13 protein-coding genes and 1 tRNA gene are annotated in these 16,335 nt (G+C 61.2%); 4 read left to right on the plus strand and 10 right to left on the minus strand.

Annotated elements, in window-relative coordinates; translation table 11 throughout:
* The first annotated feature begins 164 nt into the window (after window positions 1-164).
* Window positions 165-251: transfer RNA gene (locus AC559A_RS01270), tRNA-Leu, on the plus strand.
* Between the two features lie 79 nt (window positions 252-330).
* Here the strand turns inward: AC559A_RS01270 and AC559A_RS01275 are convergent.
* The 8 genes from AC559A_RS01275 to AC559A_RS01310 all read right to left on the minus strand — a co-directional run bounded on the left by AC559A_RS01275 (window position 331) and on the right by AC559A_RS01310 (window position 8,856).
* On the minus strand, window positions 331-1,104 hold the full coding sequence (locus AC559A_RS01275; RefSeq protein ID WP_498815731.1) for a YkgJ family cysteine cluster protein: 774 nt from the start codon (window positions 1,102-1,104) through the stop codon (window positions 331-333).
* A 185-nt stretch (window positions 1,105-1,289) separates the two neighbouring features.
* Window positions 1,290-4,016, minus strand: a complete 2,727-nt coding sequence (locus AC559A_RS01280) for a M16 family metallopeptidase (protein WP_498815733.1) — start codon at window positions 4,014-4,016, stop codon at window positions 1,290-1,292.
* Between the two features lie 146 nt (window positions 4,017-4,162).
* Window positions 4,163-4,453: a hypothetical protein gene (locus AC559A_RS01285; RefSeq protein WP_498815735.1), complete on the minus strand. Its 291-nt coding sequence runs from the start codon at window positions 4,451-4,453 to the stop codon at window positions 4,163-4,165.
* 144 nt (window positions 4,454-4,597) lie between these two features.
* Window positions 4,598-5,086, minus strand: a complete 489-nt coding sequence (locus AC559A_RS01290) for a hypothetical protein (protein ID WP_028573050.1) — start codon at window positions 5,084-5,086, stop codon at window positions 4,598-4,600.
* Window positions 5,083-5,574, minus strand: a complete 492-nt coding sequence (locus AC559A_RS01295) for an EVE domain-containing protein (protein WP_498815737.1) — start codon at window positions 5,572-5,574, stop codon at window positions 5,083-5,085. The genes AC559A_RS01290 and AC559A_RS01295 overlap by 4 nt, the downstream gene beginning before the upstream one ends.
* An 18-nt stretch (window positions 5,575-5,592) precedes the next feature.
* Entirely contained in the window at window positions 5,593-6,990 is a 1,398-nt protein-coding gene (locus AC559A_RS01300) for a DUF4139 domain-containing protein (RefSeq protein ID WP_498815739.1), read from the minus strand.
* A 207-nt stretch (window positions 6,991-7,197) separates the two neighbouring features.
* Window positions 7,198-8,217 carry a type I glyceraldehyde-3-phosphate dehydrogenase gene (gap, locus tag AC559A_RS01305; protein WP_498815741.1) on the minus strand — a complete coding sequence of 340 codons (1,020 nt, stop codon included), beginning with the start codon at window positions 8,215-8,217 and terminating at the stop codon, window positions 7,198-7,200.
* A gap of 78 nt (window positions 8,218-8,295) precedes the next feature.
* A complete protein-coding gene (locus tag AC559A_RS01310) occupies window positions 8,296-8,856 on the minus strand; it encodes a GAF domain-containing protein (protein ID WP_028573053.1) in 561 nt (186 codons plus the stop codon).
* A gap of 335 nt (window positions 8,857-9,191) precedes the next feature.
* Between AC559A_RS01310 and AC559A_RS01315 the strand changes: the two genes are divergently transcribed.
* The 3 genes from AC559A_RS01315 (at window position 9,192) to AC559A_RS01325 (ending at window position 12,997) form a co-directional block, all read left to right on the plus strand.
* On the plus strand, window positions 9,192-10,103 hold the full coding sequence (locus AC559A_RS01315) for a tetratricopeptide repeat protein (protein ID WP_498815743.1): 912 nt from the start codon (window positions 9,192-9,194) through the stop codon (window positions 10,101-10,103).
* A 162-nt stretch (window positions 10,104-10,265) separates the two neighbouring features.
* Entirely contained in the window at window positions 10,266-12,428 is a 2,163-nt protein-coding gene (locus tag AC559A_RS01320; RefSeq protein WP_498815745.1) for a response regulator, read from the plus strand.
* A 104-nt stretch (window positions 12,429-12,532) separates the two neighbouring features.
* Window positions 12,533-12,997, plus strand: coding sequence for a tRNA (cytidine(34)-2'-O)-methyltransferase (locus tag AC559A_RS01325; RefSeq protein ID WP_498815747.1), 465 nt, complete (start codon window positions 12,533-12,535; stop codon window positions 12,995-12,997).
* A 90-nt stretch (window positions 12,998-13,087) separates the two neighbouring features.
* On the opposite strand, the gene AC559A_RS01330 is transcribed toward AC559A_RS01325, so the two are convergent.
* Both AC559A_RS01330 and AC559A_RS01335 read right to left on the minus strand, forming a co-directional pair.
* Window positions 13,088-15,136, minus strand: coding sequence for a TRAP transporter permease (locus tag AC559A_RS01330; RefSeq protein ID WP_498815749.1), 2,049 nt, complete (start codon window positions 15,134-15,136; stop codon window positions 13,088-13,090).
* Between the two features lie 102 nt (window positions 15,137-15,238).
* Entirely contained in the window at window positions 15,239-16,231 is a 993-nt protein-coding gene (locus AC559A_RS01335) for a TAXI family TRAP transporter solute-binding subunit (protein WP_498815751.1), read from the minus strand.
* Window positions 16,232-16,335 lie beyond the last annotated feature (104 nt).

The raw sequence follows: 16,335 nt of genomic DNA on the forward strand, positions 1-16,335 counted from the left end.
AAACCTGTATCCGTACCGGAAACCCTCGCGTCCTTCAACCATGTGACGATGCCCGTCCCGGGCGGACCGGTCACGACCGACACGGCGGCACTGGAAAAAAATAAATTTTCTTGCACTGACCCCTTGCCAACCGAAGCCGATGCGAGTAGACACTTCTCCTTCGGGCCGAAGTGGTGGAATTGGTAGACACGCTAGGTTCAGGGTCTAGTGGGGGTTCCCCCGTGGGAGTTCGACTCTCCCCTTCGGCACCACAAATTTAAAGGGATTCAAGCTGTAATGGCTTGAATCCCTTTTTTTGTTTGAAGCTTCCTTTTTGTCGTACGTTTTGCTTCAAACCACATTCCTCTTTGAGTGGCCCACGCTCCTTGCCAACCATCCGCGCAGCCCGAGGATCACCTCGGATAAGGGGCGGCCCAGGAGGAAGGGGAGGTGTGTCGGCGGGAGTCCGGCTTTTTCCTGGAGCAGGTCGCGCAGCGCGGCGTCGTAGGCAGCGGCTTGGCGGAGGTGGTCGGGGGATTCCGGAGTGGGGGCTTGGAGGTGGCGGAGCAGGTCGGCGACGGAGCAGTGGGTTTCGTGGTCGCGGACCAGTTCGGCCAGGGCGTTGTCCGGACCCAGGATATCCAGCCTGGACAGGCGCGGCGTCGCGGCGGCCTTGGCCAGCCCGGCGGTGTCCCAGCATTTCAGGGCCGCGCACTCCTGGGGTTTGTTTTCGTGGATGGCGCAGCGGCCAGAAGCCCATTCGGACGCTTGGGCGGCGAGAGAGGGATCGGGCAGATAGAATCGACAGCCCGGCTCACTTTTTGCCGAGCTGTCCACCGCGGACTCTTTCGAGCGCACCTTGACGCATTCCGCGTCCAGCAGGACGACCTGGCCCTTGGCCTGGTCGTGAACCGGTTCGCCCACGCGCAGGGTGTAGAGAGCCTCCCGAAGGATGATCGTGTCGCGCAGCAGCGGAAGGTCCGCGTGATGCAGGGCCGGGCCGCCCTTGCGGCAGCAGGTTCCGCATCGTCGGCAGTGGTTTGGCGGGTCCGGGCGTTGCGACATGGTGGGGCGTTCCGTCCGCGCTGGTTCAGGAATCAGGGCAATGAAAGCGGTTGATTTCACTTTGCTTTCAACATGACCTTATCAGGTCAGCCTGGCGTTGGAACCAGGATCGAAATCGGTATCGAAATCGAGGCTTACAGTAACTTCACGGAATGTCGACGATTGCGATTGCGATTGCGATTTCGGCCTGAAGCATGCCCAGCTTATTGGGTCATTTTGAGCGCAATACACAGTAAAGAGCCGGGCTATGGCCGGACCTTGATCAGGTAGGCCTGGTCCCATTGCAGATACTCCCGGACCAGGGCGGCGAGGTCGTGGGGGGTTGTTTGTCTGGCTTGCTCGATCATGTCCTGGGAATGGTCCAGGGTGAATCCTCGGGACAGGTTCTCAGCCGCTTCGTGGGCCCTGGCGATCAGCCGTTGCCGACTGCGCTGGTAGTCCCCCCAGAGCAGGTTTTTGGCCCGGTCCAGATCCGTTTCCGGGAGGCCCCCGTCGATCAGATCGCGGACCACGTCCTGAAAGCCTTGAATCGCGGCCTCCTCGTTGTCCGGGGAGGTTCCGATGTAGAAGGCCAGAAAACCGGCCAGGGTCTCCTGCCAGAGCAGGGCGGTTACGGAATAGGCCAGGCCGCGGACGTCGCGCAGCTCGCGAAAGAGCATCCCGGATTGTCCGGCCAGGACTTCCCGCAGCAGATTCAAGCCCGGGGTCTGTTCGCTGCCCAGGCCCGGCAGGGGAAAGACCACCAGGATGTGGGTCTGGTTGCGGTCCTTGAGCTGAAGCGACAGCTTTCGCTCTTCGCTCCAGCGCGGATGCCGGGGCGTGGGGGCGGCCATGACGTCTCCACGGGCCAGGTTCCCGGCCATGGTCAGCAGGGCGTCCCGGTCCAGGTCCCCGCAGGCGGCCAGGACCCAAGGGCGATCTTTCTGGCGTTCCCAGAAGGAGAGGACGTGTTCCCGGGAAAATCCCGTCACCGCGTCCGTGCCGCCGGAGCGCTGGTAGCCGTAAGGGTGTTCGGAAAACAAAAACGGGAAGGTGTGGCGCAGGGCCAAACCCACCGGACTGTCCTCGGCCCGGACGATGGCCGCGCACTGCTCCTGCTTGGCCCGGGCCAATTCCTCGGGCACCCAGGCCGGTTCCTGGACCAGTTCTTCGAAAAAGGTCAGCATTTCCGGACGGAATCGGGCCGGGAAATGGACGTTCAGGTAGAGTTGTTCCAAACCGGCCCCGGCCGCCACCCGGGCCGCCCTGTCGGCCAGAAAGTCCTGGACCTGCACGGCGTTTTTGGAACGCGTCCCCTTGGTCCAGACTCGGGCGGTCAGCTCGGACAAGCCCTGGTCCGAGGGGGGCAGCAGCAGATCGCCGCCGTTCCAGCACATGGTCAGGGCCGTGTAAGGCAAGGATGTGTCGGGCAGCAGGACCACTGTCCGGCCGGGGGCCAGATGGATGATCTCCGGCTGGTGACGACCGACGAGGGGCGCGGTGGCGACCGCGGTGGTCCGGGAAGGCCATTTTCGGGTCAGCGTGTCGCGCAGATCCTCTTCCGCCGGGGTCTCGGGAGTCGGCGTGAAGATGGAGCAGACCAGCCTTTCAGGACGGACATGGACGCGGATCACGTCCCGCAACTGTTCCGCGTCCATGGTTTTAATCATGTGCAGGTAGACCTGTTCGGCCTCGAAGGAATGTTCGTGGAACTGGAAATAGCCAAGTTTGGAGGCCATGCCGGAAAAGGTTTCCTTGGCCTGAAACAAACCGTCTTCCATGTTCAGCTTGGCCCGGTTCAGGGCTTCCGGACTGAAAGCTTCCGGGGTCAGATCAGCCAGCATGTTCATCAGGCCGGTCCACAGGGCTTGGATATTGGCCGGGTCCAGTTGGGCCTGAATGGAAAGCATTCCGGCCTGGTCCAGGCTGGTGGCCGAAGCGGAGATGGTGTCCACCAGTCCCTGCTCGTACTTGAATTCGCGGTACAGCAGGGAGGTTCGGTCCCCGCCCAGCATGTGGGCCAGCACATCCAGCCCCACGCTGTGCACGTCCCGCAGACCGGGAATGGGCAGGGCCAGGAAAAAATGGGCTTTTTGCCAGGGGCCTTGGTGGATGGCGATATGCGGGGCCGGGCCGCCTGAAACGCAATCGCCTGAAACGCCTTTGGCAACATTTGGGGCAACGTTTTTTGCATCACCTTGGGCACCACCTTGGGCGCCATTTGGGGCGGAGAGGAGTGCAGCCGGACAGTGGACGGAATGCCGGTCACCGTGGTTGGTCAGCCGGCCGAAAAGCTCACGGGCCTGTTCCAGGACCTTTTCGGGCCGTACGTCGCCGCACAAGACCAGGACCATGTTTCCTGGCTGGTAGCGGGACCGGACATAGGCCGCGAGGTCGTCCCGGGTGATGGAGCGAACCGTTTCCGGAACGCCGATGATCGGTCGGGCATAGGGCGTCCCGGCCCAGATGCGCTCCTGCACGGACTTGAAGATCCGGCGGTGCGGATCGTCGTCGCCCTGATCCATCTCGGCCAAAATGACTTGGCGCTCGGACTCCAGTTCTTCGGGGTCGAAGGAGGCGTTGAAGATCATGTCCTGGATCACGTCCAGCCCCATGGCCCAGTGCTCCGCGGGCAGATCCACGATATACATGGTGGCGTCGAACCCCGTGGCCGCGTTCAGCTCGCCCCCCAGAGACTCGATGTCCGCAGCGGCCTGCCCCTGGACCCGGCGAGGCGTCCCCTTGAAGACCATGTGTTCAAGCAGATGGCTGATCCCGGCCTGCTCCGAGGCTTCATGGACCGAGCCGGCCCGGACGAACAGCCGGATCGAGACCAGGGGGAACCGGTTGTCTTCGTGAACGAGCACGATCAGACCGTTGGCCAGGACGTGGACCTGGGTTCCCGGTGAAGCCGGAAGCGGCGCAGCGACGGGGGCTTGGAGAGGAAACGTGGAGCGAGAAGAACGATCGATGGGAGAAGGGCTGTTCGCCATGGGCTGGACTCGATGCGTGGTAATGGTGAAAAAAGAGTGATGGCCGGTTGAATCAAAAAGAGGCACGGACGCGGATCGTCCGTGCCTCTTTTCGCGAAGACGTGCAGGCAGTTATCCTCGATAAGGGGATGACTGCTATTTATGTATCAGGCCTTGCAGGGTCCGCCCTCGCACTTGCAGGCTTCTCCGCCCTGGCAGTAGATGCGAATGAAATCCGCGACATGTACGCCCAGGTGGATGCATTCGACGCCCTGAAGACATTTTTCGGCGTCTTCTTGTTCGATGTGGGTCTTTTGTTCGGTGCCGTCTTTTTTCAGGGAGACCACCCAGGCCTTTTTGGCCTCGTCGAACGTCGTGGTCATGGTCACGCCGTATTTTTCCAACTCAGGGTAGAATCCTGAAATTTTGGCCAACAATTCCTTGGAATCAGCGTTCATAAGACCTCCTTGCGATGAGGGTTCGATGTTCGTGCATGATGCCTTTTGGTCGAGACTTCAAAAAATGAACAATCAATTATTACTTTTTTAGCATGGGGGATGGTTTCAGGCAAGATAAATTCCGGGCTGAAAAGCTTGTGTGCGTTACGGCTGAGCGCAGCCCATGGGTTCGGTGATAGGACGCGGCGATTGCTGGAGCGTGTTTTCGCTCAGAGCGGCAAAGGCCGGTTGGTTGATGATCATGTAGGTGTAGATCGGGCTGACTTCGGCGTAGGCCTCGGGAGAAAGGCGTTCTTCCAACAATTGCATCCAGGTGTCCAACTGGGCCGGCCAGTAGGTGAGCCGGAAGCCGTGGGAGCGGTAGGCCTGGAAGACCCAGAGCACGGTATCCACGAGGGTTCTGGGGTCGTAGAGCCAGAGCAGGGAGGTCATGAACCGGGCGTGGTTGCGGTGGTTGTCCTCCATCATGGCCATGTTGTTCGTGCCGATCAGGGTGGTGATGTCCGCACGGGCGGACATGCGTTGATTCAGTTCCGCGGCCAGGGCCGGGGCCTGGGTTTCGAACTCACGGGCCGTTTGCCGGCCGGGGGGCGTGATGCGCCCGGCGCGTTCGATCAGTTCTTCGCGGGTCATGGGTTTTCCTCCGTTGCTTCGTCGGCCAGACGCAGAATGGTCGTGAACTGGGACTCGGTCACGGGCTGGACCGAAAGGCGACTGCCCTTGCGCAGCAGTTCCATGCCGGCCAGGTCGGCCACGGTGCGCAGCAGGGGCAGGGGCAAGGGATGGGGGAATTTGCGGACCAGCCGGATGTCCACCATGTCCCAGACCGGCTTGTCCGAGGTGGATCTGGGATCGAAGTGGTTGCTTTGCGGATCCCAGGCCGTGTGGTCCGGATAGGCCTCGCGGACGATCTCGGCCAGGCCGACCACCGAGGGGTTGGTCTGGCTGTGGTAGTACAGGGCCTGGTCCCCGACGCGCATCTCGCGCATCAGGTTCCGGGCCTGGTAATTGCGCACTCCGTCCCAGAAGGTGGTCTGGTTCGGGGCCGCGGCCAGGTCGTTGATGGAAAAGCAGTTGGGTTCGCTTTTCAGGAGCCAGTGTCTGGGTTTGGTGTCGGGCATGGGCGTCTCGCTGGCGGATCAGGTCCGGGTTTCCACGGTATAGGTCAGCAAAAGCTGATCCTGCTCGCTGGAGGGCGGGACGTCCAGGGTGAAGCGGACGCGGCGGGCGTCCAGGCGTTCGTGGTCGTGGCTGGAGGAGGTGATCCGCCAGTCGCCGAACAGGGTGTCCTCCAGCAGGAGCTGCTGCGGCTCGTCCTTGCTGTTCCGGACCCGGATTTCCCAGGTGTAGCGGACCACGTTGCGGCCAAGCTGCTCATGGGCGGTCATGGTCCGCTCCACGTTCACGTCAAAGGCCTGGCCCATGCGCAGTTCCACGTCCGCGTCCCGGGGGGTGTGGTCGATGCGGTCCTCGCCGATGAACAGGGTGCTGCCGTCCCGGCTTTCCTGATAGGCCCGGACGATCCCCTTGGGCAAAGGCAGACCCAGCCCGTTGGCCTCGGCGTTCTTGAAGGTCAACAACACGTCCACGCCCTGCTTGATGGTCCCCTGGCCCGGATTGGGATAACCGCCGAACCGGGCGACCAGCTTTTTGTCCAGACTCATTTCCGGAGCCTGCAGCAGGCTGACCTGCTTGGTCTGGCGGTTGGCGATGTCCACCGGACGGGGCAGGCTGTAGAGATGGTACTCGAAGAATTCCTCCTGCTGCATCTGTTCCGCGGCCATGGGAGCGGCCATGACCATGTCCCGGCGCAGCGCCCTGGGCTCCGGGCGGACCACGTTCACTTCTCCGGCCACCAGCTTTAGGGCGGCCTGATCAAAAGCCATGCCCGACTGGTTGTCCAGGGTCACCCAGCCGGACAGCGCGGCCCGTTGGTTGTCGCGGTCCACCTTGAGCACGTAGTCGGCCCGCCAGTTCATGCCTCCGGCCAAATAGGAAACGTCGAGACGCTGCCGGGGCGGTCCGTCGTTGCGCACCAGCCAGACCAGGGTCGGTCGCGGACGCAGCCCGGCGGGCATTTCGGCCAGATACACGGCATCATGGTTGCCGACGAAGATCTGGTCGTCCACCTGGAAGATGGGCCGGTCGTTGTTGGCCAGGAGCACGGCCTCCCGGAGCACCGTGGCCTCGCGGTCATGCGGGTCGGGCAACACGACCTTCAGGCTTTTGCCCACGTAGCGGTCCAGCAGGCTCTGCACGCTGATCAGGTCGTACTCGTAGTTCATGTCCAGGACGACGAAGGCTTCGGGCGCGGTCAGGGAACGGACTTGCAAGGTGGGGGCCTCGATGGTCTCGGCCACCCCGCTGAACTCCACCAACCCGGAGCCCGAGGGCAGCTCCACCTCCCGAACCTCGTTGATCAGGGCTTGCCCGTGGTTGTAGATCGTGACGGTCAGGGCCGCGGTCTCCTCGGCCCAGGACGTCCGGCCGAGGAGGATGCAGCACAAGAAGAGGGAAATGGTGATCAGGGTTTTCATGGGTGGCCTCGTTGTTTGAATTTGCCTTCGCGTCTTCATCTAGTTCCACTTTGCTTCAGTAGTGGCATCATCACCATCAATTTGGCGTTGGAATCATGATCGAAATCGAAATCGAGATCGAGATCGAGATCGAGAAAAGAGGAAGCCGCTAGAATGACAACGATACCGATTTCGATTTCGACTCCAAGCCAAGCCCGGCTATTCAAATTATAAACCTTTCTCAGCCATATACGTCACCAAATCCCCAACCCGGCAGGAATAGCCCCACTCGTTGTCGTACCAGGAGTAGATCTTGGCCATGTTGCCGGACTGGACCATGGTGAAGTCCGCTTCCACGATGGACGAGCGCGGATCGCCGATAAAGTCCGAGGAGACCAGAGGGGATTCGGAGTAGCCGAGGATGCCTTTCAGGGGGCCTTCGGCCGCGGCCTTGAGCAGGGCCCGCAGGTCCTCGGTGGTGGTGTCCTTATTCAGTTCACAGACAAAGTCCACCAGAGAGACCGTGGGGGTGGGCACGCGGACCGAATAGCCGGAGAACTTGCCGGCCATTTCCGGGATGACCAGGGCCACGGCCTTGGCTGCGCCGGTGGAGGTGGGGATCATGTTGCAGGCCGCGGCCCGGGCCCGGCGCAGGTCCGAGTGGGGCAGGTCAAGGATGCGCTGGTCGTTGGTGTAGGCATGGATGGTGGTCATGGTGCCCTTGTTGATGCCGTACTTCTCGTGCACGACCTTGACCACGGGGGCCAGGCAGTTGGTGGTGCAGGAGGCGTTGGAGATGATGTGGTGTTTGGCCGGGTCGTAGGCGGCCTCGTTCACGCCCATGACAATGGTGATGTCCTCTTCCTTGGCCGGCGCGGAGATGATCACCTTCTTGGCTCCGGCCTCGATGTGCATGGCCGCCTTGGGGCCGGTGCGAAAAATGCCCGTGCACTCCACCACCACGTCCACCTTGCGCGAGGCCCAGGGAATCAGCCGGGGATCGCGTTCGGCGAAGTTGGTCACCTGGAAGTCGTCGCCCACCAGCATGGTGTCCCCGTCAACGCGGATTTCCGGCTCGAAGCGTCCGTAGCTGGTATCGTAGGCCACGAGGTGGGCGTTGGTCTTGATGTCGAACAGGTCGTTCACCGCTACGACCTCGATGACGTCGCGATGATACGTCCACATGGATTTGAGAACCTGCCGCCCGATGCGGCCGAAGCCGTTGATGCCGACACGTATTTTGCTCATGCGTTCCTCCGAACGGATGTCGAGTTGCTGGGTTGGGGAATAACGAGGAAGGGCAATTGGGAGTTTTTCAATGGACTATCAGTCCTCGAAGACCTGGTAGATGTAATCGTTGGCCAGTTCGCTGGCCCGCTTCAGAGCGTGAAACATCCGGGCATTTTCCAGAGCGATGCCGCAGAGGTTGGCAATGCAACTCAAGAACTCCAACTCTTCGTCGGAGAATTGACGGGTTTCCCCGGCGTAGACCCGAAGGACGCCGATGACCTTGTTGCCCTGGGCGGTGAGCGGCACCACCACAATGGAGACCAACCCTTCCTCGGAGGCCTGTTGGGGGTACTGGAAGCGAGGATCGGTCCGTACGTCGGCGATGTACACGGCATTTCCGGCCAGGGCTTCCTGGTCCAGCTTGCTCTTGGCCACCTCCACGGGGCCTTTTTGGGCGTAGCGCTCGCTCAGTCCGTAATAGGCGTCCGGCTTGAGGATATCCCCGGTCCTGTTCAACAGACGGATGAAGCACCCCTTGGCGTTCATGGTCGTGGCGACCTGTTCGACGATCTGGTTGAGGACCACCTTGGGTTCCAACGACGAGTTGACGACCTTGGCGATCTTGTAAATGGTCTTGTAAAATGCTTGTGGTTCCATAGCTGTTCCTGCCTTTGCTGAATTGTCCACGTGCATGCGACCGGGCCACATCGGCGCTGGCGTCCCGCTCGCGGCCTCTTTTCGCTCATCACGCTTGGCCACGTTTGGCCACAACAGGCGTCCGGTCCGGAAGTTACGTTTTTTTGTCTTCAAAGGGGACGATTTTCTTAAACTAGTCCAGGCGTTTTTGCATTGCAAGGGGATGGAAAATGAGAGGCTTCGAGACAAAAAGACCGGCGTGAACGTGGCTGTACGGCGAGGCCTGATTGCCGGATGATCCGGGATTATGTAGATGCTTCACATTACCGACAACAACCTGTTTCATGGAGTGAGTCATGTTTCCGCGCGCGATCCCGTCCACGGCTTTGATTTCTTGCCTGACCCTGGCGTGTTGCCTTCTTCTCGTCCTCCTTGCCCCTCTTCGCGCGGACGAAAGCGCCACGTTCCGGGATCTGGAACGAATTCAAGAGCGAGCCTTGGCCGGTGACGTGGAGTACCAGCATCGATTGGGATTGATTTACGGGGAAGGCCGGGGGGTGCCCCGGGATCCGGAATCGGCGTTTTACTGGTTCAGCAAGGCCGCGGACCAGGGTCATCTGGAGTCCCAGGTGAACCTGGGGGCCATGTACGCCATGGGGGTCGGGGTGGAGCGCAATTCCATGCACGCGGCCCATTGGTACAGGACAGCCGCGGAACGCGGCCATCCGGAGGCCCAGAACAATCTGGCCATTCTTTTCGAGGAAGGACTGGGCTTTGCCGTGGACAAGGATCAGGCCGCGCTGTGGTATGGCCGGGCCGCGAAACAGGGCTATCCTGAAGCCCAGTACAATCTGGCCCAGTTGTACCTGGAGGGCGACGGGGTGGACCGCGACCCCCGGGCCGCTTTGGATCTGCTCATGGCCGCCGCGGAAAGCGGCTACGTCCCGGCTCAGTACCATGCCGGGTATCTCCTGGAACACGGCGACGGCGTGGAACAGAATCCGCGTCGGGCCGCGGCCTTCTACATGATGGCCGCGGAACAGGGGTCGCCTCTGGCCCAGCTCAATCTGGGGCTGATGTATCTTACCGGTCAGGGGGTCTCCCAGGAAAACGTCCTGGCCTACAAATGGTTCGTGCTGGCCTTGTTCCAGGGCCTTGAACAGGCCGCTGAAGCCATGCATTTGGCTGAACTGCAAATGACCCCCGGCCAGATCGCCGAAGCTCGCCGCCAGGCCGAGCAGTGGGTGCTCCAGAAACGGGCCGAGTGATGCTCTCCGGCCTTTTCGTCGAAAATATACCCTTTGTATGGAGACTGATCCTTTTGACCAAGGATGCATTAAGAATTTGCTGCCAATCGCCCCGCATCAACCTTGAGCCGTGGCGTGAACCCTGAACCATGAACCCGCGAAGTCTTTGAAGGAGGGGTGCGCATGGACAACAGTTTTGAAGACCGGATGAAACTCCTGCGGGAGCAGGCCGAAGCCCGGTTGGCCGAGACCGACAGGATTGATGGCGACCTCACCCCGGACGAGATCAAGACGTTGCTCCACGGCTACCAGGTGCATCAGATCGAGCTGGAACTGAAAAATGAAGCGTTGCGAGCGACCCAGACCCAGTTGGAGATGACCCGGAATCGGTTCGCGGGATTATTCAACGATGCGCCGATGGGGTACCTGGTCCTGGACGAACAGGGAGTGATCGATCAGGCCAACGAGACCTTCGCGGCCATGGTCGGGCGGTCTCCGCACCAAATTCGTGGCAGGGCTCTGGCGGATTTTTTGGTCAGTGCGGATCGTCCGGTCCTGGATGGACGATTTGACGGGTTCTTCAAACACCCCGAAGGCAAGCGGCTGGACCTGACCCTGCGCGGGGGCGATGGGGAGATGAGCGTACGCTGCTTCGGACGGCTAGAGCGAGAGTACCATGTCCGGCCGGATCTGGACGGCCGCCGACAATTGTTGCTGGTGGTCAGCGACGTCACCGATCAGGTCCGGGCCGAGGAGGCTTCCCGTGAGAGCAGGGCCTTTTTGAACATGCTCCTGCAAACCGTCCCCATTCCGGTGTTCTACAAGGATAAAAACGGTCGCTACCAGGGAGCGAACAAGGCGTTCGAGGAACTGTTCGGCCAGGATATGACCCGCCTGGAGGTTGTTTTGGGCGATAATCCGTCTAGGATGGACAACTCCGCCCAGGTCAATCCCGCTGAATTGCTTGCCCGGCCCGTGTCCCAGGTTTTCGAGTCCCAGATCGTGGACGTGTCGGGCGAGGTCCGGGACGTGGTTTTTCATCAGGCTTCCCTGACGGACAAGCATGGTCGGGTCAACGGGCTGGTCGGCGCTGTGCTGGACATCACGGACCTGAAGCGGGCCGAACAGACTCAGGCTCAAGCCAGGAAATCCGCCGAAACGGCCTACCTTGCCAGAACCGAACTTCTGACCGCCATGCGCCACGGCCTGCATACGCCGCTTCATGGCATCATGGGCATGCTCCAGTATTTGCTGACCACAACGCTGGACCGTGAACAGCGCGAATTCGTGGCCAAGTCCATCGCTTCCTGCGATGAGTTGGCCCGCTTGCTCAAGGACCTCTTGGACGTGGCCGCCATGGAGGCCGACCAGGTGGAACCGCGGGGCGTGGAGTTTCGCGTGGACGAACTCTGCGTCTCCCTGGCTGAAATGTATGCTGGTCTGGCACGGGAAAAAGGGCTGAATCTGGAGTGCTTCGTGGACCAGTCCATGCCTGCCCGGCTGGTGGGCGATGAGGCCCGTGTGCGCCAGATTTTGTCCAATCTGGTGAGCAATGCCCTGAAGTTCACCGAACAGGGCGGGGTCCGGGTGGACATGGCCAATCTCTCCCCAGGGGACCACGGAGCGGTGCTGGTGCATTTCTCCGTGAGCGACACCGGCATCGGTATTTCCGATGAACAGCAGTTGACCCTGTTCGCGCCCGTGGTCCGGGGCGACGCCCTGTATGCTCATGGGCGTCCGGGGCTGGGATTGACCATTGTGCGGCGACTGGTGAAGTTGATGGGGGGCGACGTCTCCATGGAAAGCACGTTTGGCCAGGGTACGACCATGAACGTCTCCATCCCCTTCAAATTGCCGCAAGACCTCGCCTCGACCGCCTTTCTGACCGACGCCGACCGCTGGAAAACCGGGAAAGGGTTGCGCATCCTTGTTTGCGAGGACAACGCCTACAACGCTTTGCCCTTGCGGATGTTTCTGGAGAAGGCCGGCCATGAGGTGACCCTTGTGGACAATGGCCAGGAAGCGCTTGAGAAACTTGACGCTCAGGGGTTCGACTGCATCCTGATGGATATTCAATTGCCGGTGATGGACGGACTGGAGGCGACCAAAAAGATCCGCGCGTCCACCAGCAACAGTGCAAAGAAAAGCATCCCGATCATCGCCATGACCGCCATCGACAAGCGCGGTGAGCGGGAGAAATGTCTGCAGGCCGGCATGAACGCATATCTGGAGAAACCGGTGCGCATGGCCGACCTGCAGCGGGAACTGGAGAACATCAAACCCCGGGCGACCAGCCTTGGGGCCAAAAGAAGTGCAGGCTCGACTCACGAGGAAAGCGGCCCATGACTGATGCTGGAACGGGCTCCCCGCCCTCACTGTACGTGACCATCGGCACGTCGGCCGATGGTGACCTGGCAAACACGATCCGAACCGTCCTGGACGGGGATTAGATGCGCATCGTCCTTTTTGAGCCGGAAATCCCGCCGAACACCGGCAACATCGCCCGGCTTTGCGCGGCCACGCAAACCCCGCTGCACCTCGTCGAACCGTTGGGGTTCTCCATTGAGGACAAATATTTACGTCGGGCCGGGCTGGACTATTGGGAACACGTTCAGGTCCGGACGTGGCCGGACTGGGCCGCGTTTCTCCAGGGCAAAGGCCCGGGGCGGCTGGTGTTTACCAGCGCCCGGAAAGGCGCGGCGCACCACTGCTTTGCGTTTCAGCCGGACGACTATCTGGTCTTCGGCCCGGAAACCAGAGGCCTGCCCGATGAACTGCTGGCGGACGACGCCCTTTGTGTGCGGATTCCCATCTGGGGCCGGGTGCGTAGCCTGAATCTCTCCACCTGCGCCGGTATCTTGCTCTATGAGGCTTTGCGTCAAACCGGGATGTTGCCGGAGGCGTCTGATCAGTGAAGCCAAGTCCAGTTATTGAAATCAACGCAGAACGGCCCCGGAAGCAATTGCCTCCGGGGCCGTTTGACATTTATGGATCTGCGGTGGCTGTCATCCGGCGCTTTCGGCCTTTTCACTGCCCCCGACCTGTCCGGCAGTTGGAAAGGGGCAGGTCGTGCTCATGGTTTGTTTGTGGGCTTCTTCTTTTTTGTTTTTCCGATGCTGCCAGATTCCCAGGAGGATCACGATGCCGATGCCCAGGGCGTCGCTGAGCAGGTTGGGCTGGAAGCAGAGGAAGGTGGCTCCGCCGAAGACGATCCATTCCAGGATAGTCGTACGGCGGATCAGGTAGAACATGGACCAGGCCGAGAAGGCCACCGTGCCCACGGCCGCTGCGAAGTAGACCGAGGCGATTTCGGTCCATCCGGAGTCGCCCACCACTGCTTCATCCCAGCCGATGAACAGGGTCATGGCCGGTTCGTAGGCAAAAAGAAAGGGCATGACGTAGAGCAGCTTGGAGAACTTAAATGCCGTCCAGCCCGTCTTCCAGGGGTCGGACCCGGCTATGGCCGCGCCGGCATAGGCGGCCACGCAGACCGGTGGGGTGATGTTGGAGTTCTGGCTGAACCAGTAGACGATCATGTGCCCAGCGATCAGGCCCACGCCCATTTCGTGCAGGGCGGGCACGGCCAGCACGGCCACGATCAGGTACGAGGCCGTGACCGGGACGCCCATGCCCAGGACCAGCGAGGCCAGGGCGATGAGCACCAGGGCCGGGAACAGATGGCCGCCGGACAGGGAGATGATGATGTCCGAGAACTTCAAACCGATCCCGCTCAAGGCGATGGTGCCCACGATGATCCCGATCACGCCCACGGTGGCCCCAATGACCAGGGTGCTCTGCGCACCGGCGACCAAGGCCTCCCAAATCTGTTTCGGCCCCATCCGGAATTCCGGGTCGAACCAGCTGATGACAATACAGGACAGCGTGGCCCAGAACGCGGCGTTGCCCGGGGAGTAACCGTAAAGCATCATGGCCACGATGACCACCAGAGGCAGACATTTATACCAGTGCTTCTTGAAGATGGCCGAAGCCGAGGGCATGTCGTCCAGGTTCAGCCCCTTGATGTTCAGCTTCTTGGCCTCGAAGTGGATCATGGTGAACACGGATAAAAAGTACAGGATGGCCGGAAAGATGGAGATGAGCATGATCTGCACGTAGGGCGTGTTGGTCAGCTCGGCCATGATGAAGCCGCCTGCGCCCATGATCGGCGGCATGAACATCCCGCCGATGGATGCCGCCGGTTCGATGGCCCCGGCCACATGGGGCCGGAATCCGGCCCGTTTCATCAGAGGGATGGTAAAGGCCCCGGTGGTCACGGTGTTGGCGATGGCCGATCCGGAGACCGAGCCGAAAAAGGCCGAGGCAATGACGCAGACCTTGGCCGGCCCGCCCACGGCCCGACCGGCCAGGGCTAGGGGCCAGTCGATAAAAAAGCGTCCCACCCCGGATTTTTGCAGAAACGCTCCGAAAAAGATGAACAGGATCACGTAGGTGACCAGGACGCTGGCCATGACCCCGAACACCCCGTCCTGGGTCAGGTAGAGGTAGGGGGCCAGACGGTCGATGTCGAAGCCCCGGTGGGCGATGGCTGACGGGAAATAGGGGCCGAAGTAGCCGTAAACCAGGAACAGCAAGCCGCCCATGGTGATGGACCAGCCCAGGACGCGGCGGCAGACTTCCAGGGAGATGATGATCCCCACCACGGAAACCCATATGTCCAACTGGGTTTCCATCCCGGTGCGATAGTTCAGATTCTCGAACTCGAAGATCCAGTAGCCCACCACCCCGGCGGAGACCAGAGCCAGCAGTATGTCCACCACCGTGGGCCGGGTCTGGTTGGATCGCCTCCAGAACGGAAAGGACAGAAAGATCATGATGTACGTCAGAAAAACGTACAGGCCGCGGTGATACTGGTCACCCACCGGACGCACCCCGGCGGCGTAAAAATAGAACACGACCATGCACAGCCCCATGATGGAGACCAGCCATTTCCAGAAACCGGTCAGCTTGCGGCCGGTCTTGGCGTCCTTGGATTGTATCCGTTTCAGTTCTTCCTTGCGGGCGGCGGACATTTCCTGGAGCTGAGGGTCGGTCATTCGTGGGTCTCCGGGCTTGGGGTGGGGGGGGCAAAGAGGACGCAATAATCCCCGGAACGCCTCAAGGCGTCCGGGGATTGTCGCTGTAAGATTACGCGAGGGCTAGGGCTTGTGTTCGTCGGGGATGGTCAGGCCCTGCTCGGTCCAGAACTTGTAGGCTCCTGGATGCAAGGCAACGGAGGCACCGGTCAGGCCGCCTTGAATGGACATTTCCCGGGCCGCGGCATGGGCCGTGACCATGTGCTGCAAGCCTTCCGGAGAGTAAATAATCTTTAGGGACTCGTAGACGATGTCGTCGCTGACGCCGGCGTTGGTCATCCAGAAGGTGGAATCCTGAAAGGTCACAACGGGCTCGCCTTGGCCCCGGTAGGTGTCCGCTGGAATCTCGACTCTGGCGTAGAAGGGGAAGGCGTCGTAAAATCCGCTTGCCTCGGCGTCATGATGCAGATTCACGAGGGCGATGCTGTCCTGGGTCGCGGCCTCGATGATGGAGGCGTTGGGGTAGCCCACGAGGACCCAGAAGGCGTCGATCTTGCCGTCCCGGAACGCGGAGGCTGCCGGGGAATAGCCCAGGAACTGCGGGCTGATGTCGTCCCAGAGTCCCATGTGGCGGAAAAAGCGCTCCGCGGCCAGGGCCGCGCCGGAACCGGCGTTGCCCACGGCGACGCGTTTGCCGGCCAGATTCTTGGCCGAGGTGATCCCGGCGTCCGCGCGTACGACCAACTGGGCCGGAGCGCCGTATAGGTAGCCCATGGTTCGCACGTTGGTGTATTGCCGGTCGTCGTTGGTCAGCTTGCCGAGGCGGCCCAGATAGGCGTCTCCGGAGTAGACGATGCCGAAGTCCACCTGACCGGCATGCAGGCGGCGCAGATTTTCACCGGAGCCGCCGGACCCCTCGGAGGAAATTTCCACGTTGGGCAAGGCCCTGGAGAGATAAATGGCGATGCCGTTGGCGAAATAGTTGAACGTGCCTCCGGTGGGGCCGCCGCCAAAGGCCAGAAAGGTGCTGCGCTGGGCCGAGGCGGGGGAGGTTCCGATGCACAGGGCCAACAGCGCCAGTCCCGTCAGGACGATCTTCAGTTTCGACTTCATCATGCTCTCCTTGGCTGGAAGGTTTGCTCTGGAGGGGGTCCCTCCGGATTGCCATTGAAGAGTCTTGCATGGAGAACCGATCTTTCGTCAAGGTTCCCCCATGAATG

Origin of the sequence: Desulfonatronum zhilinae (genome assembly GCF_900182865.1) — a bacterium.
In the GTDB taxonomy this organism is placed as follows: Bacteria; Desulfobacterota; Desulfovibrionia; order Desulfovibrionales; family Desulfonatronaceae; genus Desulfonatronum; species Desulfonatronum lacustre.